At 33.3% G+C, this 19762-nt stretch carries 18 protein-coding genes; 15 read left to right on the forward strand and 3 right to left on the reverse strand.

From position 1 onward, the window contains the following. Window positions 1-59 precede the first annotated feature (59 nt). The 4 genes from LNP27_RS02510 to LNP27_RS02525 all read left to right on the forward strand — a co-directional run bounded on the left by LNP27_RS02510 (window position 60) and on the right by LNP27_RS02525 (window position 4545). On the forward strand, window positions 60-1733 hold the full coding sequence (locus tag LNP27_RS02510; protein WP_229942947.1) for an alpha-amylase family glycosyl hydrolase: 1674 nt from the start codon (window positions 60-62) through the stop codon (window positions 1731-1733). A gap of 97 nt (window positions 1734-1830) precedes the next feature. Further along, window positions 1831-2508 carry a glycerophosphodiester phosphodiesterase gene (locus LNP27_RS02515; protein ID WP_229942948.1) on the forward strand — a complete coding sequence of 226 codons (678 nt, stop codon included), beginning with the start codon at window positions 1831-1833 and terminating at the stop codon, window positions 2506-2508. Continuing rightward, window positions 2505-3731, forward strand: coding sequence for a BaiN/RdsA family NAD(P)/FAD-dependent oxidoreductase (locus LNP27_RS02520; protein WP_229942949.1), 1227 nt, complete (start codon window positions 2505-2507; stop codon window positions 3729-3731). Before LNP27_RS02515 ends, LNP27_RS02520 begins: the two co-directional genes overlap by 4 nt. 82 nt (window positions 3732-3813) lie before the next feature. Continuing rightward, window positions 3814-4545, forward strand: coding sequence for a hypothetical protein (locus tag LNP27_RS02525; RefSeq protein WP_229942950.1), 732 nt, complete (start codon window positions 3814-3816; stop codon window positions 4543-4545). Between the two features lie 47 nt (window positions 4546-4592). Here the strand turns inward: LNP27_RS02525 and LNP27_RS02530 are convergent, their stop codons facing one another. Beyond that, window positions 4593-5072, reverse strand: a complete 480-nt coding sequence (locus LNP27_RS02530) for a TspO/MBR family protein (protein WP_229942951.1) — start codon at window positions 5070-5072, stop codon at window positions 4593-4595. Window positions 5073-5317: 245 nt separating this feature from the next. Here LNP27_RS02530 and LNP27_RS02535 point away from each other — a divergent pair, with 245 nt between their 5' ends. The 6 genes from LNP27_RS02535 to LNP27_RS02560 all read left to right on the forward strand — a co-directional run bounded on the left by LNP27_RS02535 (window position 5318) and on the right by LNP27_RS02560 (window position 10345). Then, a complete protein-coding gene (locus tag LNP27_RS02535; RefSeq protein WP_229942952.1) occupies window positions 5318-6421 on the forward strand; it encodes a diphosphomevalonate decarboxylase in 1104 nt (367 codons plus the stop codon). A gap of 37 nt (window positions 6422-6458) precedes the next feature. After that, the gene (locus LNP27_RS02540; RefSeq protein ID WP_229942953.1) at window positions 6459-6662 is read left to right on the forward strand and encodes a hypothetical protein; all 204 of its coding nucleotides are present in this window, start codon (window positions 6459-6461) and stop codon (window positions 6660-6662) included. Between the two features lie 42 nt (window positions 6663-6704). Continuing rightward, window positions 6705-7643 carry a mevalonate kinase family protein gene (locus LNP27_RS02545; protein ID WP_229942954.1) on the forward strand — a complete coding sequence of 313 codons (939 nt, stop codon included), beginning with the start codon at window positions 6705-6707 and terminating at the stop codon, window positions 7641-7643. Window positions 7644-7765: 122 nt separating this feature from the next. After that, window positions 7766-8719: a geranylgeranylglycerol-phosphate geranylgeranyltransferase gene (locus LNP27_RS02550; protein ID WP_229942955.1), complete on the forward strand. Its 954-nt coding sequence runs from the start codon at window positions 7766-7768 to the stop codon at window positions 8717-8719. 272 nt (window positions 8720-8991) lie between these two features. Further along, the gene (locus LNP27_RS02555; RefSeq protein ID WP_229942956.1) at window positions 8992-9900 is read left to right on the forward strand and encodes a pseudouridine synthase; all 909 of its coding nucleotides are present in this window, start codon (window positions 8992-8994) and stop codon (window positions 9898-9900) included. Between the two features lie 82 nt (window positions 9901-9982). Next, entirely contained in the window at window positions 9983-10345 is a 363-nt protein-coding gene (locus tag LNP27_RS02560) for a nuclear transport factor 2 family protein (protein ID WP_229942957.1), read from the forward strand. A 79-nt stretch (window positions 10346-10424) separates the two neighbouring features. On the opposite strand, the gene LNP27_RS02565 is transcribed toward LNP27_RS02560, so the two are convergent. Both LNP27_RS02565 and LNP27_RS02570 read right to left on the reverse strand, forming a co-directional pair. Further along, entirely contained in the window at window positions 10425-12572 is a 2148-nt protein-coding gene (locus LNP27_RS02565; RefSeq protein ID WP_229942958.1) for a M3 family metallopeptidase, read from the reverse strand. Between the two features lie 225 nt (window positions 12573-12797). Continuing rightward, window positions 12798-12977, reverse strand: coding sequence for a hypothetical protein (locus LNP27_RS02570; protein ID WP_229942959.1), 180 nt, complete (start codon window positions 12975-12977; stop codon window positions 12798-12800). Window positions 12978-13252: 275 nt separating this feature from the next. Between LNP27_RS02570 and LNP27_RS02575 the strand changes: the two genes are divergently transcribed. From LNP27_RS02575 to LNP27_RS02595, 5 genes are all read left to right on the forward strand, one after another. Further along, window positions 13253-14638 carry a phage integrase SAM-like domain-containing protein gene (locus LNP27_RS02575; protein ID WP_229942960.1) on the forward strand — a complete coding sequence of 462 codons (1386 nt, stop codon included), beginning with the start codon at window positions 13253-13255 and terminating at the stop codon, window positions 14636-14638. Next, on the forward strand, window positions 14631-15725 hold the full coding sequence (locus LNP27_RS02580) for a Fic family protein (protein WP_229942961.1): 1095 nt from the start codon (window positions 14631-14633) through the stop codon (window positions 15723-15725). Before LNP27_RS02575 ends, LNP27_RS02580 begins: the two co-directional genes overlap by 8 nt. 274 nt (window positions 15726-15999) lie before the next feature. Continuing rightward, on the forward strand, window positions 16000-16782 hold the full coding sequence (locus tag LNP27_RS02585) for a hypothetical protein (RefSeq protein ID WP_229942962.1): 783 nt from the start codon (window positions 16000-16002) through the stop codon (window positions 16780-16782). An 84-nt stretch (window positions 16783-16866) separates the two neighbouring features. Further along, the gene (locus tag LNP27_RS02590) at window positions 16867-17148 is read left to right on the forward strand and encodes a helix-turn-helix domain-containing protein (RefSeq protein ID WP_229942963.1); all 282 of its coding nucleotides are present in this window, start codon (window positions 16867-16869) and stop codon (window positions 17146-17148) included. Between the two features lie 82 nt (window positions 17149-17230). Continuing rightward, complete coding sequence (locus LNP27_RS02595; RefSeq protein WP_229942964.1) at window positions 17231-19762, forward strand: hypothetical protein; 2532 nt, start codon at window positions 17231-17233, stop codon at window positions 19760-19762.

The following is a 19762-nucleotide window of genomic DNA, read 5'->3' on the forward strand; positions in this document are numbered from 1 at the left end:
AATAGTCTAAATTTTTCATGAAAATTGCGGTATCAAAGTATCAATTAATATTAAAAAAAATGAACAAGTATTCAATTGCCCTTTTATTACTTATCTTGACAATCTCAACAAGTTGTAACAGTTCAAAAAAGATGACAGATAAAACTAAAAAATTTGATAAAACTCCATTTGTTTGGGAAGGAGCTAATGTATACTTTCTTTTGACTGATCGTTTTTACAATGGAGACACATCAAATGATGTCAACTATAACAGGACTAAAAAAACGGGAAAACTTCGTGGTTTTGAAGGTGGTGACATTAAAGGAATTTCTAAGAAAATCGACGAAGGATATTTTGACAAATTAGGAATAAATGCAATCTGGCTAACACCAATTGTAGAGCAAATTCATGATGGCGTGGATGAAGGAACGGGCATGAGTTACGGCTTTCACGGTTATTGGACTAGAGATTGGACAAATTTAGACCCAAACTTTGGAACAAAAGAAGACCTCGCAGAATTAGTAAAAAAAGCACATGCAAATGGAATCAGAATCATATTAGATGCTGTCATAAATCATACTGGACCTGTTACTAGCGAAGATACAGTTTGGCCCAGTGACTGGGTGAGAACTGGCCCCAATTGTGATTATAAGACTTTCGAAAGCACTACAGCTTGCACACTTGTCACTAATCTACCGGATATAAAAACAGAAAATAATGAAGATGTTGCTTTACCGCCATTCCTTATCGAAAAATGGAAAAAAGAAGGCCGTTACGACAAAGAAATGAAAGAACTAGATGCTTTTTTTGCTCGAACCGGATATCCAAAAGCGCCAAAATATTATATCATAAAGTGGCTTACAGATTATATTTTAGATTATGGAATTGATGGTTATCGAGCAGATACTGTCAAACATACCGAAGCAAATGTATGGACTGATTTTAAAAAACAATGCGATTATGCATTTGCGACCTGGAAGAAAAATAATCCTACTGAAGTACTGGACAATAATCCATTTTTTACCATAGCTGAAGTATATAATTACGGAATAGGTGGTGGACAAGAATTCGATTTTGGAGACAAAAAAATAAACTATTTCAAAAATGGTTTTAATAGTATGATTAATTTTGAATTCAAATACGACGCACAGAAGGATTATCAATTCATATTCGCAAAATATTCTCAAAAATTAAACAATGAATTCAAGGGGTACAGCGTATTAAACTATCTGTCTTCTCATGATGACGGAAGTCCATTTGATGCCAAGCGCGCAAGAAGTAAAGAAACAGCAACTAAATTATTACTTTCTCCAGGAATGTCACAAGTTTATTATGGTGATGAAAGTGCAAGATCATTAATAATTAACGGAACAGAGGGCGATGCTACATTACGTTCATTTATGAATTGGGACCAAATCAAATCAAATCCCGAAACTCAAGCGACGGTACTGCATTGGCAAAAATTAGGACAGTTTAGAAGAAATCATCCAGCAATTGGCGCAGGAGTACACCAGCAGATTGCTTCAATTCCTTATACTTTCTCGAGAACTTTTTCAAAAGATAATTACGACGACAAGATAATAGTCGGATTAGATTTATCTTCTGGAGTAAAAGAAATTGCTGTTGGAACCATTTTCGAAGATGGAACTGCGTTGCAAGATGCCTATTCTGGTAAGCAAGCAGTGGTTAAAAATGGTGCAATAACTATCGATACAACATTTGACATTGTTTTACTGGAACTTAAAAAGAACTAAAACAGAAAACTAAACTAGTTTAAAAAAATACAATTCAGAAACGCCTTTAGAAATGAAGGCGTTTTTTTTATTTCTATCTTTACAAAAAAAATAAGCAATGCTCAAAATAGGACATCGCGGTGCAAAAGGTCACGAACCTGAAAACACTTTAATTTCTTTCCAAAAAGCATTAGACATGCAAGTAGATGGGATAGAACTTGACGTACATTTGAGTGCTGATGGAGAATTAATAGTAATCCATGACGAAACAATCGACAGAACGACCAACGGAATCGGCCTAGTGAATAGCTTATCTTTGCGCCAATTGAAAAAGTGTCGAATCAATAACCACCATGAAATTCCATTGCTTTCAGAAGTTTTTGACCTCGTAAACAAAAACTGCTTTATTAATATTGAATTGAAAAGTTATGAAACTGCAGAAAAAGTAGTCGAATTAATTGAGGATTATGTTTCGGAAAAAAACTGGAAGTACGAACAGTTTTTAATTTCTAGTTTTGACTGGAATGCACTGCAACAAGTTCGGTTTTTGAATGAGAGAATTCAAATTGGTGTTCTAACAGAAACGGATTTAGACCTAGCTTTGGCTTTCGCCAAATTTATTCAGGCAAAATCAATTCATCCTCACTTTCATATGCTAAGTGAAGAAAATGTTTCCAAGATACAATCAAAAGGACTGCAAGTTTTCCCATGGACAGTTAATGAAAGAGAAGACGTAGAAAAAATAAAAAGTTATAAAGTAAACGGAATTATCACTGATTTCCCAAATAGAATATGAATTCAAATTTTGATATAATACTAGTTGGCGGTGGCGCAGCAGGTTTTTTTACAGCAATAAATATTGTAGAGAAAAATCCAAAATTGAAAGTGGCCATTCTAGAACGTGGCAGCGAAGTGCTACAAAAAGTTAGAATTTCTGGCGGCGGAAGATGCAATGTAACTAATGCTTGTTTCGAACCAAATGAATTAGTAAAATTTTATCCAAGAGGTGAAAAAGAATTACGAGGACCATTTCATCAGTTTTGTTCCGGAGACACCATCGAATGGTTTGAAAAACATGGAGTAGAATTAAAAATCGAAGCAGACGGACGTATGTTTCCCGTTTCTAATTCATCGCAAACAATTATCGATTGTTTTCTTGAAGCAACTAACAAACTAGGTATTGCCGTTTTAACAGGTCAAAGCGTACAATCTATTTTCAAAAAAGACACACATTGGAAAATAGAAACTCAAAATGAAAATTATGTGACTGAAAAATTAATTTTAGCTACAGGAAGCAATCCTAAAGTATGGGAAATGCTTCAAAAATTTGGTCATGCGATAGTAAGTCCAGTTCCTTCCCTATTCACCTTTAATATCAAAGATTCTCGAATAAAAGAATTACCAGGAGTTGCTGCTCAGGTTACGGTAAAAGTAAAAGACACGAAACTAACCTCAACTGGACCATTACTAATTACACATTGGGGAATGAGCGGACCAGCCATTTTAAAACTCTCTGCCTGGGGAGCAAGAGTTTTGCATGACAAAAATTATCAGTTTACCATTTTCGTCAATTGGCTTAATGACGCAGAGAAAGATGAAGTAGAGAACAAACTAAAAGAATTAAAACAAGAGCATGCTAAAAAATCAGTTTCAAAGAAATCCCCTTTTGAATTAACCAATAGATTATGGGAAAGCCTAGTCTTGGCATCAGGAATTGAAGTGGAAACTAAATGGGCTGATTTATCAAAAATTCAACTGCAAAGCTTAGTAAATCAATTAATAAATGGAACCTTTCAAGTCAACGGAAAAAGCACTTTTAAAGAAGAATTTGTCACTGCAGGCGGAATAGATTTAAAAGAAATCAATTTTAAAACAATGGAAAGTAAGTTGCATGAGCACCTTTATTTTGCGGGCGAAATCGTAAATATTGATGCGATTACTGGCGGATTTAATTTCCAAAATGCATGGACGAGCGGTTTTATTGTGGCTAATAATTTTCAAATAACTAATCTTCGTTAATTTAATTAACTAGAATTTAAGTATTTATTAAATTTTCGTTTAGATGACATAAATACATTTACTTTCAACTATTAATAGGTATATGAAAGTAAAACTACTCTTTGCACTATTTTTTCTAACCCTTCATTTTGGCTTTTCGCAAACCGAGAAATCAATTAGTGGAAAAATAACTTCTGAAAATTTTGTACTTCAAAATGTGGATGTCATAAACAAAAAAGATAAAAAAAGCACAACTAGTGACGCTCTAGGCCAATTTACAATAAATTCAAAAGTTGGAGATACTTTAATTTTTTACAAAAAAGATCACTTTTTAAAGGAAATACAATTGACTGAAAGTCATTTATCCAAAGGGAACATTTCGGTCCAATTGACTAAAAAATCTGAGGAGTTAGATGAAGTTATAATTACAAAAGCGCCTAAAATTGCTTGGAAATTAGACACTAAATGGGAACAAACAAAAAGAGACGAAATTAGTGCTGAAAGAGATGAAAAAAGGCTGAAAAACACAAGAATAGATGACCTTACTATTGATAAAGGACTTAATTTAGCTCGAATTGGAAAAACGATATTTAAGCAATTAGTTAAAGAAAAACCTGCCGAAATTGCGCCAGAAATTGATTTTAAACAAGTGGCAAAAAACATTTGTGATTCAAATTTTTATATAGAAACATTACAGTTAAAGCCAGAGGAAATTGAACTATTTCTTCAGTTTTGTGATGCTGATCCTCAATCTAAAAAGGTTTTAAAAAATACAAATGTTTTATCGATGATGGATTTTCTATCAAATAAAATTATTGAGTTTAGGAAGTATTAATAACTATATGTGAAAACTATTTACTTTGCAAAAACTTAAACGGAGCACTAAACTTTATTCAACCACCAAATACTAGCATTCAAAATCGCTGCGAAACTTACCCAAGCAATGTACGGTACAAGCAAGTATCCTGCAATTTTGTTTATTTTAGAAAACTGAATATAGGTTTCATAAATCATTAACCACAAAACAACAATTTCTAAACCGGCTAACATAGGATTATGCAATCCAAAGAATAAGTATGACCACAAAGCATTCAATCCTAATTGAATAGCAAAGAAAATCAGTGCTTTTTTTACAGCTTCTTTTTGAACTTCTATTTTGTTCCAAACCAGTCCTGCAGCAATTCCCATCATAATATAAAGGGCAGTCCACACCGGGAAAAATATCGAATTAGGTGGATTAAAAGTTGGTTTTATCAAAGTTGGATACCAATCTGTAATGGCTTCACGAGTAACCGCACCAGAGAAATAGCCCACAGCAAGGCAAATAATTACTAGTAATACTATTCGGGTAATCTTATTCATTTTTTTGAGGTTTGTGTTTTACAAATTTAGTGAAAAACTTTTCTACATTTCTAGCAAACACGCTCACGTTTATTACACATTCGAATATCAAAAATTAAAAACCGGTTCTAATCAGCCTAAATGTTTTAATAATCATGAGTATCAATACTGTACTTAACAAGTTAAATTCTCTCAATAATGGTTTAAAAAAAAATCTTCAAATCAGCGGTAAAAAATAAAGTATCTTTGCACCAAATTTATCATTCATGTTTACAGCAAAGGATTTTATTCCAACCAACTATTCAAAAACTATAGAACAAGGTAATTTTCAGTGGACCGCTCCTAGCAATATTGCATTAGTGAAATATTGGGGCAAAAAGGACAACCAGATTCCTGCGAATCCTTCCGTAAGTTTTACGTTAAATAATTGCAAAACAATCACCAAATTGGCTTTTGCCAAAAAAGAAATTTCGACTGTGCTCAATGAGACAGGAGAAAAATTTTCGTTTGACTTATTATTTGAAGGAAAACCAAAGGAAGATTTCAAGCCCAAAATCCAAAAATTTTTAGAGCGAATTGAAATTTATTTGCCCTTTTTGAAGGATTATCATTTTACGATTGATACCGAGAATACTTTTCCACATAGTTCAGGAATAGCATCTTCGGCATCTGGAATGGCAGCTTTAGCAATGAACTTAATGCGTCTAGAAAAAGAGTTGAATCCAAATATGACGGAGAACTATTTTTATCAAAAAGCATCTATGCTAGCGCGATTAGGTTCAGGAAGTGCTTGTCGCAGTATAAAAGGCGAAGTAGTTGTTTGGGGAAATCATAATAACATTTCTGGAAGTTCTGAATTATTTGGTGTTGAATTTCCAAACATTATACATGATGTTTTCAAGAATTTTCAAGATACGATTTTGTTAGTTGATAAAGGCGAGAAACAAGTCTCAAGCACCGTAGGTCATGATTTAATGCACAACCATCCTTATGCGGAAAGGCGTTTTGCACAAGCACATGAAAATTTAGATAAACTAATTACAATTTTCGAAAATGGGGATTTAGAGGAATTTATCAAAATTGTAGAAAGTGAAGCGTTGACTTTGCATTCGATGATGATGACTTCAATGCCATATTTTATATTGATGAAACCAAATACTTTGGAAATTATCAACGCTATTTGGAAATTTAGAAATGCTACTAAAATACCGGTATGCTTTACACTAGATGCTGGTGCAAACGTGCATGTTTTGTATCCAAATAAAAACAAAGAAATAGTATTACAATTTATTCAGAGCGAATTAGTTGGCTATTGTCAAAATGGTCAGTACATTTGTGACGAAATTGGAACTGGAGCGGTTGAAAATTAAAAACTTTTTAATATCTTTATTTCCTAATAGTTAGATTATGGACATTCAATCAGAGAAATTAGAATTGATAAAAATGTTATTAGAAACTAATGACAAATCTGTAATTGATGCTGTAAAAAACATTTTTGAGTCAAACAAAAAAGGAGTTTGGGATCATTTAACTCCTGAGCAACAAGAAGTAATAAACATCGAAATACATAAAGAAAATCAGGCTGATGCAGTCGATTTTGACAATATATAAAATCAAAGCAACAACTTTTAAGTTGCTAATTACATACCCTATATGAAAGGACCTCTATTTTATTCTAAAATACTACTCTTTGGAGAATACGGAATTATCCGTGACTCAAAAGGATTGTCAATTCCGTATAATTTTTACAACGGTGCACTAAAAAAAGAGGAAAATCCATCTGAGGAAGCGATTAAATCTAATGGACATTTGAAGCGTTTTGTGGTCTATTTGCAAAATCTTCAAAAAGAACAACCTGATTTAGTCAATTTTGATTTGATTAGTTTACAAGAGGATGTTGAAACTGGAATGTACTTCGATTCTAGTATTCCGCAAGGATACGGCGTAGGAAGTAGCGGCGCTTTAGTAGCTGCTATATATGATAAATACGCTCAAAACAAAATAACGGTTCTTGAAAACTTAACTCGTGAAAAATTACTACAGCTTAAAACTATATTTTCGCAAATGGAGAGCTTTTTCCATGGTAAAAGTTCAGGATTAGACCCTTTGAATAGTTATTTGAGCATTCCTATCTTGATCAATTCTAAAGATAACATTGAAGCTACTGGAATTCCAACGCAAAGTTTTGACGGAAAAGGTGCTGTTTTCTTGATTGATTCAGGAATTGTAGGCGAAACTGCTCCAATGGTAAACATTTTTATGGAAAACTTAAAAGATAAAGGTTTCCGTGCGATGTTGAAAAACCAATTTGTAAAACATACCGATGCTTGCGTTGAAAACTTTTTAGGAGGCGACATGAAATCTTTGTTCATGAACACTAAAAAATTATCTAAAGTGGTGTTGAACAACTTCAAACCAATGATTCCAGAGCAATTTCATGGTATTTGGCAAAAAGGAATTGATAGTAATGATTACTATTTAAAATTGTGTGGATCTGGCGGTGGCGGCTACATTTTGGGCTTCACTGAAGATTTAGAAAAAGCGAGACAATCCTTAAATGATTATAAATTAGAAGTGGTTTACCAGTTCTAATATTTTCTTTGTTATTCTGCCAAACGCAGATATACCTATAAGCCTATCCTCAAATAGTAAGTATTTATTTAATTATAAAAGACTTAGAATCCTTGTGCCTTGCCGGCTAACCCCATTTTTCAATGAACAGAAAGAATAGACTTCTAATAATGAAAATTGCAAGTTTGTTCTCTGTTGTTAGAGGCTACAATATTCCTATAATTATTCTGGCGCAATATTTATCAGCTATTTTTATTCTTGCACCAGAAAAAAGAGCACTAGATATTCTATTAGATTTCAACCTGTTTATACTCGTTTTTGCTTCGTCACTTACTATCGCTTCGGGCTATATCATTAATAATTTTTACGACAGCAGGAAAGACTTAATCAATCGTCCTAATAAGTCCATGTTAGACCGTTTAGTGAGTCAGAAAACGAAGTTAAGCGTATATTTTACACTTAACTTTATTGTAGCGCTGATGGCAATGTTTGTTTCTTGGCGTGTATTCTTATTCTTTTCTGGCTATATATTTTTCATTTGGTTTTATTCTCATAAAATAAAAAAATACCCATTTATAGGAAACTTGATGGCCGCTATACTAGCGGTCCTGCCATTTTTTGCCATTCTACTTTATTTTTACACTCGAATTCCATTTGAGGATATAGAGAATTACAAAATACAGCTTGTAGTAATATTTGGTCACGCCACTTTTTTATTCCTACTGTTACTCATTAGAGAAATGATCAAAGATTTAGAAAACCTAAAAGGTGATTTAGCCAATGATTACAAAACGATTCCAATTGTTTATGGCCAAAGAATTTCGAAGCAAATTGTTACTATATTGACTGTTTTAACCATTTTCCCAGTTTATTATTTAATCGAAATTTCAGATGTTGGATTTATGGACATTTACTTTTATTGTTGTTTTATAATATTGATTTTCTTCTTACTCTATTTATGGAAAGCAAACAGCAAAGCACAATTCCTATTACTACATAATGTGCTTAAATTTTTGATTGTAGCAGGTGTCTTTTGCATTGTATTGATCGACCCATCAGTGTTGTGGCATGGAAAAAGATTGCTCTTACAGTTTTAAAAAAATTTATTAAACTCTAGTTTTGTGATGAAAATCTAGACAGCTAAACGTAAAATAAAGTACAATACGCCATAGCCCCGATTGCAACGGCATCCTTTTTCCTGCGAAATTTTTAGAGCAGAAAAAGATACAGTAGAAAGCGGGAAACAGCTACAAAAAAAAGAATCTCATTCATTTAATTAACTTATTAGCGAGATAGTTACCTATTTATAATCCTCACCTATTGATTATCAATTATATAAATACTACCTTTGCGGAAATTAAGGAATACTATGAATAATAAGCAAGGCAATAATAAAGGAAGTGGTCCAAGAGCAAATAGTTCAAGACCAAGTTCTAACAAGCCAAAACCTGCGATGCAAAAACGGGCACAAGGGCCAAAAAAGGTTAAACCAAATACTAAGGTTGCAGAAGTTGTTACTGATAAAGTAGAGAAAAAGCCAAATCAAGCGGCAAAGAGACCAAAAGTTAAAGACGAAATTCGTTTGAACAAATACATAGCTAATTCAGGCGCTTGTTCGCGTCGTGATGCAGATATCTACATTACATCTGGGACGGTAAAAGTAAACGGAGTTCCTGTTACTGAAATGGGATATATGGTAAAACCAGGTGATGTTGTAAACTTTGACGGAGCTACACTAACACCAGAGAAAAAAGTTTATATCTTATTGAATAAGCCTAAAAACTTTACGACTGCAATGGACGAAGGTCAGGAATATCGTAATGTTTTAGAATTAGTTAAAGGTTCTACTACGGCAAAAATTGGTGCTATAGGAAGAATGGACAAGAATACAACCGGTTTGTTACTATTTACAAATGATACGGATATGATTCGTAAGTTCACTTTACCAAGTCAGAAATCATCTAAAATATACCAAGTTTCATTAGATAAAAATTTGAAATTTGAAGATTTAGAAAAGATAAACAAAGGTTTAACTCTTGACGGACACCGCGTTTTTGTTGAAGATGTGAGCTATATTGAAGGTGAAGCGAAAAGTGAAATTGGTTTAAAATTGCGCTCTTCTAACGTGAAAGTGGTTCGTAGCATTTTTGAGCACTTCAGTTATGATGTTTTAAGAATTGACCGCGTATCTTTTGCAGGATTAACAAAGAAAAATTTACCGAGAGGAAATTGGAGATTACTTACTGATCAAGAGATAATCAATTTGAAGAACGTGTAATTCGAACTTTAAATAACAATAAACAAAAATCCCAACCGTTATGCGGAATGGGATTTTTCGTTAAAACGCAACCCTATAATATATGACACCAGAAAAATTACAGTCGATCGCATTTAAATGGTTAGACACTTTTAATAACAAAGAATTAGAAAAATTACTATCATTATACGATGATGATGCCGTTCATTTTAGTCCAAAGCTGAAAATAAGTAAACCAGAAACAAATGGTTTTGTGAGCGGAAAACAAGAATTAAGAAAATGGTGGCTCGATGCATTCGAGCGTTTACCAAGTTTAAATTATAAAGTAAAATCACTTACCGCAAATGGAGACCGCGTTTTTATGGAATATACAAGAACAGTTATTGGCGAAGAAGATTTGCTTGTCGCTGAAGTATTAGATATCAGAAATGATGTTATAGTAGCTTCGAGAGTTTACCACGGATAGATAATTCTTTAGACATAAATAAGAAACCCTACAACATTATAATTTGCTGTAGGGTTCTTTGTTTTAAAATACCTTTTATTTATCCTTTCACTTTTTTCAAAGCTTCCTGTTTTTTATCTAATCCACGCTTTCTTAATAAAGGCTCAATACTTGGCTCAGCCCCTCTAAAACGTTTGTATAAAACCATAGGATCTTCCGTCCCTCCTTTTTCCAAAACATTTTCACGGAATGATTTTGCTTTTTCAGGATTGAAAAGAGTAGTTGTTTTAAACACTTCAAAAGCATCTGTATCTAAAACTCCTGACCAGATATAACTATAATAACCCGAAGAATAACCTCCTGCGAAAACATGATTAAAATAGGTACTACGATATCTAGGAATAATAGCATCTACCAAACCAATCTTTTTCATTGCAGCTTTCTCAAAAGCATTCGCATCCATAGTTATATCTTTAGTTTGTGAATGATATTCTAAGTCTAATAAAGAAGCAGCTAAATATTCTGTAGTTGTAAAACCTTGATCAAACGTTCCCGCTTTTTTCAATTTATTGATTAAGCTTTCTGGTATAACCTCTCCTGTTTTATATTGTTTTGCATACATTTTTAAAACGTCTGGCTCTGCTGCCCAATTTTCCATAATTTGAGATGGCAATTCAACGAAATCTCTTGGAACACTAGTTCCTGCAAGACTCTTATAAGTTACATTTGACAATAATCCGTGTAATGCATGACCAAATTCATGGAAAAACGTAGTTACCTCATCAAAAGTCAACAAAGCAGGGGCTGTAGCTGACGGCTTAGTAAAATTACATACAATTGAAACCACGGGAGCTAGTCTTTTTCCGTCAACCGTTTCTTGAGTTCTGTAAGATGTCATCCAAGCTCCACCACGTTTTGAATCACGTGGATGAAAATCCATGTAAATAATACCAATGTGACTTCCGTCAGCCTCTTTAACTTCCCAAACAGAAGCGTCTTCATGATATTTTGGAACATTATTTAATTCCGTAAATGTAACTCCATATAACTTTTGTGTTACTTGAAAAACACCGTTTCTAACATTCTCCAAACTAAAGAAAGGCTTTAGCTCTTCCTCATCTAAGTCAAAACGTTCCTTTCTTATTTTCTCTGTGTAATACCTCCAGTCATAAGGCTGTACCGCTCCTTTTATGCCGTCCTTTGCCATCATATTCTTAATGTCGACCGCTTCTTGCTTCGCAATCTCCAAAGCTGGCTTCCACAAATCATTCAAAAGCTTGTTTACATTTTCAGGTGTCTTAGCCATCGACTCTTCTAAAACATAATTAGAATGTGATTTAAAACCTAACAATCGTGCTCTTTGACCTCGCAGATTAGCTAATTGCACCACGTTTTCTTTATTATCAGATTCGTCATCATGATTCGCTCTCGATTGATAAGCATTCCAAATTTCCTCACGTAACTTTCTATTCGCGCTATATTGTAAAAATGGCATTACACTCGAATTAGAAAGTGTAAATACCCATTTACCTTCTTTTCCTTTGGCTTTAGCATCTGCTGCTGCAGCATCTATTAATCCTTGCGGCAATCCGGCTAAATCCTTCTTATCCTTGATAACCAATTCGTATTTATTAGTTTCAGCTAATAAATTTTGACCAAATTTCAGACTCAATAATGAAAGCTCTCCGTTTATTTTTCGCAACATTCCCTTATCAGTCTCGGAAAGGTTTGCTGCACTTCGTACGAAATTTCTATAAGAATTATCTAAAATCTTTGCTTGCTCTAAATTCAAACCTAAACTTTCCTTCTTGTCCCAAAGTGCTTTTACTCGTGCAAACAATTTCGCGTTTAGATAAATATTATCTCGGTGTGCAGATAAACTTGGCGCTACCTCTTTAGCGATATTCTGGAGTTCTTTATTGGTATTTGCCGAATTTAAATTGGAGAAAACCACATTTACATTTGACAATAATGTACCCGCTTTTTCCATAGCGAGAATTGTATTATCGAAACTTGGAGCGGCAGTAGCATTTGCAATTGCATTAATCTCTGCGTCATGCATTTTGATACCCTCTAAAATAGCAGGTTTAAAATGTTCGTTTTTGATCAAATCAAAAGGAGGAACATTAAATGGCGTATTATACGGTTGAAAAAACGGATTATTTACCGTTTCTTCTTTCTTTTCTTGGGCTTCAACAGTTAGCATATTTCCGATAACTAATAAAATAAAAAAGGACTTTTTTCTCATTGTAGTTTAATTAATTAAAGTAGTAAACATAAATGAAATGGACGTAATACAAAAGCCTCTTTACAGCATTAACTAAATTTTATGAAAAATAGAAGTTCTTTCTTTAACGTATTAATTATTAGTATAGTAAAAATTAAAAAAAAAGAATAAATTAATTTAATCTATAAACACACTTAACCAATGAAAAAAACAACCATTCTTTTATTTAAAGTTACCACGTCTTTATCACTGGAATTTACAATTGGCATCGTAAAAAGCAGAAACTAAAATGGGTACAAAATTTGACATTAAAAAATTCCACGAAAAAGTATTAGAATCTGGAGTAATGCCATTAGCATTAAGAGAAAGAGATTGATGCGAGGATTGAAGAGAAATAGAATTTGAAATATAAAAAAAGCTTCTCATTTGAGAAGCTTTTTTTGTGCGGATAATAGGACTCGAACCTACACGCCAAAGCACTCAATTTGGCAGTTTTCAACACCTCCCGAAAACAGTACGAAAATAAGCCAAAACCTTAACAAATTCAATACTTAACAGTCGTTTAGACAATGGCATAATAATAGAATGAAATTGAATAAAATGTAATATGATAGTGTAAATGTTTGGCAAATGTTTGGCAACTTTTAGAAACTTGCCAAACATTGATTATATTTGTATTGTTCAACGTTCAATATTAAAATATGGCATCAATTAATTTCAGATTGCGAAGTAACGCAAACAAAAATGTTTCAATAAAAGTTTACACCTCACTTGGGCGTGGTAATATGATTGAAGTAAGCACGGGTTTTACTATAAACCCGAAAGACTGGAGCGAAACGACCGACCGCCCAAAGCAAAACAACCCCGAAAACAAAGTAATATTTAACAACCTCAAAAAACTGGAATCATTCCTTTTTGAAAGTATTAATACAGATATGGGCGAAAGTGTTGTAATTGATACTTTTTGGCTAGATGCAAAAATTAACGAATGTTTCAAACGTGTAGTAAAAAACGATACGGGTTTGTTGGTTAGTCATATTCAGTACATAATCGATAATGCAAACACTCGCAAAGTAAAAACTAATGGGGGTTTTAAAATTGGATTAAGTTCTAGTACAATAAAAAACTATACTCTTTTCAGAAACATATTTTTTGAATATCAAACCAAAATCAAAAAGCAAATTCAATTTATTGAAGTTACAAAGCCATTTGTTGACAAGTTTACAAATTGGCTCGTTAACGATAAAAAATATTCCACCAACTATGCGGGCAAACAATTAGAGATTTTGAAAACGGTTTGCATTGATGCAGAGAAACACGAAATACCAGTAACACCGTATTCAAAAACAATCCAACACTTTCGAGAAAGTGAAACGGATAGATACATACAAACTTTGTCGTTTGGGGAACTGGAACAAATTAAAAATGTGGATTTGTCCAATGCGGAACAACTCAAAGAATTTAAAACATCAAACCCCGAACTAACAAAAGGTATTTCGATAACCCCCGAAACTTTAAACAACGCTCGAAACTGGGTTTTGATAGGTTGTGAGATTGGACAACGTGGCGGGGATTTATTAAAAATCACAAACGAGAATATTCGATATAAGGGGACAACTATTTACATTGACATAATCCAACAGAAAACAAATAAAAGCGTAACAATCGGGATTATTGCCCCGCACGTTATCGACATAATCGAAAACCATTTACCAAAAGAAGTGCCACACCAAAAACTAAACGATTACGTGAAAGTCGTTTGCAAATTAGCAGGAATTAACGAGATTGTTAAGGGTACAAAACTAAACACCGAAACCAACCGCAAAGAACTAGGAATGTACCCAAAGCACGAATTAATCGCCTCACATTGTTTTAGGCGTTCCTTTGCTACCAACTATTATAAAAAAATACCCACCGCCGTATTAATCGGAATAACTGGACACTCTAAAGAAAGTTTATTTTTAACCTACATAAACCAACGAGAAGACAAAGACAGTAACGCCGATTTATTTATGAAGTTTTACAACGACCTACACAAAGACAAACAACCTCAACTAAAAGTAATTAAAAACGGAACAAATGACTAACGAAACTTTTGTATTACCACCATTACCGCCACCACAAGGAATTGAAACCATTGCAATACTAAAACAACTCGCACAGTCGCACCGTTATTTAGCAGAACTCAAAGGAACATCAAAGACAATCCCGAACGAAAGTATTTTGATTAATACATTGACGTTGCAGGAGGCAAAAGACAGTAGTGAGATAGAAAATATTGTAACGACTCACGATGACTTATACAAAGAAAACATCTTAATTCATACGAACCCAGCGACAAAAGAAGTCTATAATTATGCACAGGGTTTAAAGTTGGGTTTTGAAATTGTCCGAAAGGAACACCTTTTATTAAACAAACACATTCTAACCATTCAAAAGGAATTATTAGAAAACAATGCAGGATTTAGAACGCAGGGCGGGACAAAGTTAGTTAACTCGCAAGGACAAACCGTTTACACACCGCCACAGAGCGCAACCGAAGTTTTGGACTTAATGAGCAACCTCGAAAAGTTTATAAATGATAACGAGTTTTCAGATTTAGACCCTCTTATAAAAATGGCAATTATTCATTATCAATTTGAGAGCATACACCCCTTTTATGACGGTAACGGGCGTACTGGTAGAATTATCAATATTTTGTATTTGGTTTTACAAGGATTGTTAGATATTCCTATTTTGTATTTAAGTCGTTACATTACCCAAAACAAAGCCGAATACTACCAAGTTTTGCAAGACGTTAGAACTAAAAACGATTGGGAACATTTGATTTTGTATTTCCTTAAAAGTGTTGAGGTTACAGCAATGCAATCTATTGATTTGATTACCAATATTAATGTTTTGATGCAAGATTACAAAGACAAATTAAGATTAGAATTACCGAAAATTTACAGTCAAGACCTTTTGAATATTTTATTTAAAAACCCTTACACAAAAATTGAGTTTTTAGAAAAAGAGTTAGGTATTGCAAGGCAAACAGCATCAATTTATTTGGATAAAATTGCATCGATTGGACTGTTAGAGAAAGTAAAGGTTAAAAACAGTAATTACTATATGAATAATTCTTTAATAGATTGTTTAATTAATAGCAATGTTAGAAAAACTGAAATATCTTAACATCAAACCCAACCTATGTTAGAAAAACGGCAAAATTCTAACACAGATTTTTATCTATGTTAGAATTAAAACAAAAAACTAACATAGGTTTTATACAATGTTAGAAGAATACCGCAAATTTACCACGTCATTAACAACGTGGTAAAAAACGGTTAGATATTGCATAATAGTGCCAAAGATAAAACACCCGAAATGAAAGCAATAAGAAACACAGGTAAATAAAATGAATAGAAACATTATACTCAAAACAATTGATGAAGTTAAATATTTTCGGATGAGGTTAATTTTTGCAATTGAACTTAAAGAAAAGGTAACTTTTTTAATATTATCCAACGAGCCAATTTTTGATATTGAAACTTTAAGAAATTATTTAATTGAAAACGAGTTAAACCAATTTGCTAAAAATGAAATAATTAATCTTTTAAAATTAATTGAAAGTTTTTTTAGTTATGGAACAAAATATGAAGCTGTTCCAAAAATGAAAAATGAGTTTAGATATGAGTATAGCAAAGGAAAAGGATTTGGGAGTGGAAATTTAATGTATATTTTAAAAGTTAATGACTCTTTGTTAAAATCAAATGAAACTGATTTTAACATAAAAGAGCCTTTGTATTCAAGATTAACAAGCCTTAAGTATTTCAATATTTCAAATAGATTATTAGATATTAAAGATTTGTTTGCAAACTTTTTAGAACAACCCGAACCCGAACCGCTCAATTTGTCCGACACCTCAGCAGTTAATAGAAACACAATAATTATTAAAGAAAAACACGCCAAAATATTTTCGAATAATGGCTTTGTACTGTTCGAACATATCTTAAACGAATACATAAAACCAAAGAATACTACAGGACGTTATGAAGATTTAAGTTATTATTACAGATGTTTGTTTCAAGATAAATTTATCCACCAAAAACCCGAACCGTTTAGGCTTTGGTTTATTGAGGAATACAAAGAGGAGTTTACTAAAATAAAAACCAAAATACAAACGACAAGTCCACAAAGAAAAAAAGACTATTCAACTTCTTTAGACTGGTTTAAACCTCAAAACAAATAACGTACCGTAAACAGTACAATTCCGTACTTCACACGGAACAAGCGTATTAAAAGCTTTGCACTTATTAATAAATAAGTAATTATTATGAGTGCAAACATTCAATTTATTCAGTACACCCCCGAGCAACTACAAAGCGAAATTTCAAACGGGGTAAAAATCCAATTAGAGGAATTTTTAAAACATTTCAAACCAGTACAACCAGCCGAGTATTTAACCCGTCAACAAGTGGCGCAAATGTTCGACGTGGATTTATCAACCGTTCATAATTGGAGCAAAAACGGTAAGCTCAAACCGTTGGGGTTAGGTTCACGTGTTTACTTTCTTAGAACCGATATTGAGGCGTGTTTAATCCCTTTGAACCAATAAGGCGATGAGGTCGGTTATCACACCCGAACCAAAAACCTACATATCAAACAAAATAAAATTAGACTTTTTCAACAGTTCCAATTTGAAACACGACATTCAAAGCCGTATTTCAAAGGATACCGCCAAACAGTTTTATAATGCTTTGAACGATATGCAAGGTGATTGCCATCCAGTTGCGGGCGTTTCGTTTTCTGAAATTACCCGTTTAGCATTGGCATATTTTTACAGTGAAATTTTTAAGCACCCAAAGAAAGACAGTTACTACACCATAAATGCGGTAAAAGGCTTTTTGGATTGTCATAATTTATCGCCCTATACAGCAACACGGGAATTGGACGTTAAGTTTTATGAGTTGACCGATGCGCCTTTGTTTAAAGCGTGCTGGTTAATTATTCAAAGTGCCTGGTTTTTTAATTCTGAATATTTTGGAAAGCATCAACACGTAGATTATTTAAACCATTACGCAACCACAGGCGAAAAACAACCGATTGAATACTATAAAGGCGATGTTCAATACCTCGAAAAAAAGTACACGAATATTGACAGCCAAAAAGGGAAGTACAAAATTGATGGTTTTACGTTTGTGAATCATTGGTATTACGGGATTTTGTTTTTAATATGTAAAGAATTGAGAATATCAATACAACATTTTAACATTTCAGACAAGGACAATAGAGAGTACAACCCATTACCAAAAGTACCACGTGTATTAAGACCAATCGCACCGTTTTTAATTATCGAATGCGACATAAAGAGTGCGTTCCCTACTTTCATTGACAAAATAATTTGCTCGAACTTAAAAGACTTTGTTTATAACAATTTAATGCGTTCCAAAGGGATTACTAGAAACGAAGCCAAAGTTTTGTTTAATACAATATGCAACAGCGGGAAGTATAAAACTAAAGCGGAAACAAAGCAGTTCTTTATAGATTGCGGATATACCGAACAGCACACCACGGACTTATTAAACCTAACTCACGACCCTCATAAAAAGTTCATATCGTTTATGACTGAACACGAAAGCATTGCAATCAGTAGTTTTACAAGCATAAATGCTTTAACTGGATACGGACGTTTACACGATGCGATATTATTTATATATAGTGGAATCAAACCAAAAATATTAACAGTTAATAAAATTTGTGAGTTTGGATACAAAGCACTTAATAGCACGGTTTACACCAATACGTTTAGTTTGTCCGATGCTCGTTTGAAGTATGCTTATATTTCTAGCATTCCGAAAGGTTTATCAATTATTGATAAATGGCACGGAAATAAGCCACCTATAAAAGGCACGGCAAACGGTTTTAAGTTCTACAAAAAAGCGTTCGAGTACATGACTGCCAGTTTCAATATAAACGATTACCAAGCAGAATATAGCGACCTACTGGAACGAACAATTACAATGTTCAACACTTTGCATTATTTGAATAATAAGCGACCCAATCCCGAACTAAGGCTTTTGATACTACAACACATTCGGGCGAACAGTCAATACATTTTTAATGTGAAGTATTTGTATTTAGAATCTACCAAGGACAAACGCAGTAAAAGCGAAGCCGAGATAAAAAACCGTAACTGGGATATGACAGAGCAATTAAAGTTCAAAAAAAGAATCGACTTTTTGACAGCTCGAAGCGAAGCGGAATGTTTGGTTAATATCGATGTGAATTACCTTGAATTATTCGATTTATTAAACGAGAGAATTGGCAATGATGACTACGCTTTTTTGGATGAGAATTTGGTTTTATTCGGTCGTAAATCGAACAATATTTTAGTACGTTTAATGGTTCGCAAATTCAATATACTTTGTACTGGATATATTAGAAAACCAAGGGGTAAAAAGTCCGATGTAGTTAATAGTAACATCCTTTATACTGATACCATAAAGGATGTTACCACTAATGAAACGGACTTTAAGACACCTAAACAAAGGGACACCGAGAAACGCCAAAAAGCAAAACTGGAACGTATCGAAAAGGAGCAAAAAACATTGTTTGACAACCGTGAAATTGCACGGCAAATATTTTTAATAATATGCGACATAACTCAACAAATAACCGACCTCGATTTGCTCCACATCGAGAGCATACAGGATGTTTTAAAAACGGAATTTATAAGCGTAATTGATGAGGTTGGATACACAGACAAAATAGGCGTGCAAGCGTTCGATTACTGCTTTATAAAACAACAGCAAGAAACCGCTATAAAGCAGATGCAGTCCGAAGTCGATAATTACGATACTGATTTAAGCAAAAGTATTTTTAACACCATTTCGATTGAAGAAGCTTCTTATCGAGGCGAAAAGTTTTTTAGTGAGTACCAAGCATTTCATTTGAAAGCGGAAATTCAAAAGCCAAAGAAAATATGTAAACATACGTTCGTAGATATTTCAATGCAAAAAGAAACCTCAACAATGTTATCACATACGGGACTGCATTATTATTACCTCAACAACAGAGCCGTATTTGATTTGGTTGCGCAAAAACACTTACCAAAGCAGTATATCAAAAGTGATTTAGAAACCCGCATAAAGCAAATTGCAAAAAATGTTCGTACAAAAAATTGCGTTGCGAACTCAAAGCAAAAGGGTATTCAATTCAATTTGTTTTAA

The sequence above is a fragment of the Flavobacterium galactosidilyticum genome (assembly GCF_020911945.1).
Lineage (GTDB): Bacteria > Bacteroidota > Bacteroidia > Flavobacteriales > Flavobacteriaceae > Flavobacterium > Flavobacterium galactosidilyticum.

Bases quoted from the DNA above. Each gene is read 5' to 3' on its own strand.
- LNP27_RS02535 (WP_229942952.1), top strand. From the start codon at position 5,318: ATGTTTACAGCAAAGGATTTTATTCCAACCAACTATTCAAAAACTATA.
- LNP27_RS02520 (WP_229942949.1), top strand. From the start codon at position 2,505: ATGAATTCAAATTTTGATATAATACTAGTTGGCGGTGGCGCAGCAGGT.
- LNP27_RS02550 (WP_229942955.1), top strand. From the start codon at position 7,766: ATGAACAGAAAGAATAGACTTCTAATAATGAAAATTGCAAGTTTGTTC.
- LNP27_RS02530 (WP_229942951.1), bottom strand. From the start codon at position 5,072: ATGAATAAGATTACCCGAATAGTATTACTAGTAATTATTTGCCTTGCT.
- LNP27_RS02560 (WP_229942957.1), top strand. From the start codon at position 9,983: ATGACACCAGAAAAATTACAGTCGATCGCATTTAAATGGTTAGACACT.
- LNP27_RS02585 (WP_229942962.1), top strand. From the start codon at position 16,000: ATGAGGTTAATTTTTGCAATTGAACTTAAAGAAAAGGTAACTTTTTTA.
- LNP27_RS02555 (WP_229942956.1), top strand. From the start codon at position 8,992: ATGAATAATAAGCAAGGCAATAATAAAGGAAGTGGTCCAAGAGCAAAT.
- LNP27_RS02545 (WP_229942954.1), top strand. From the start codon at position 6,705: ATGAAAGGACCTCTATTTTATTCTAAAATACTACTCTTTGGAGAATAC.
- LNP27_RS02575 (WP_229942960.1), top strand. From the start codon at position 13,253: ATGGCATCAATTAATTTCAGATTGCGAAGTAACGCAAACAAAAATGTT.
- LNP27_RS02590 (WP_229942963.1), top strand. From the start codon at position 16,867: ATGAGTGCAAACATTCAATTTATTCAGTACACCCCCGAGCAACTACAA.
- LNP27_RS02515 (WP_229942948.1), top strand. From the start codon at position 1,831: ATGCTCAAAATAGGACATCGCGGTGCAAAAGGTCACGAACCTGAAAAC.
- LNP27_RS02565 (WP_229942958.1), bottom strand. From the start codon at position 12,572: ATGAGAAAAAAGTCCTTTTTTATTTTATTAGTTATCGGAAATATGCTA.
- LNP27_RS02540 (WP_229942953.1), top strand. From the start codon at position 6,459: ATGGACATTCAATCAGAGAAATTAGAATTGATAAAAATGTTATTAGAA.
- LNP27_RS02510 (WP_229942947.1), top strand. From the start codon at position 60: ATGAACAAGTATTCAATTGCCCTTTTATTACTTATCTTGACAATCTCA.
- LNP27_RS02570 (WP_229942959.1), bottom strand. From the start codon at position 12,977: ATGAGAAGCTTTTTTTATATTTCAAATTCTATTTCTCTTCAATCCTCG.
- LNP27_RS02580 (WP_229942961.1), top strand. From the start codon at position 14,631: ATGACTAACGAAACTTTTGTATTACCACCATTACCGCCACCACAAGGA.
- LNP27_RS02525 (WP_229942950.1), top strand. From the start codon at position 3,814: ATGAAAGTAAAACTACTCTTTGCACTATTTTTTCTAACCCTTCATTTT.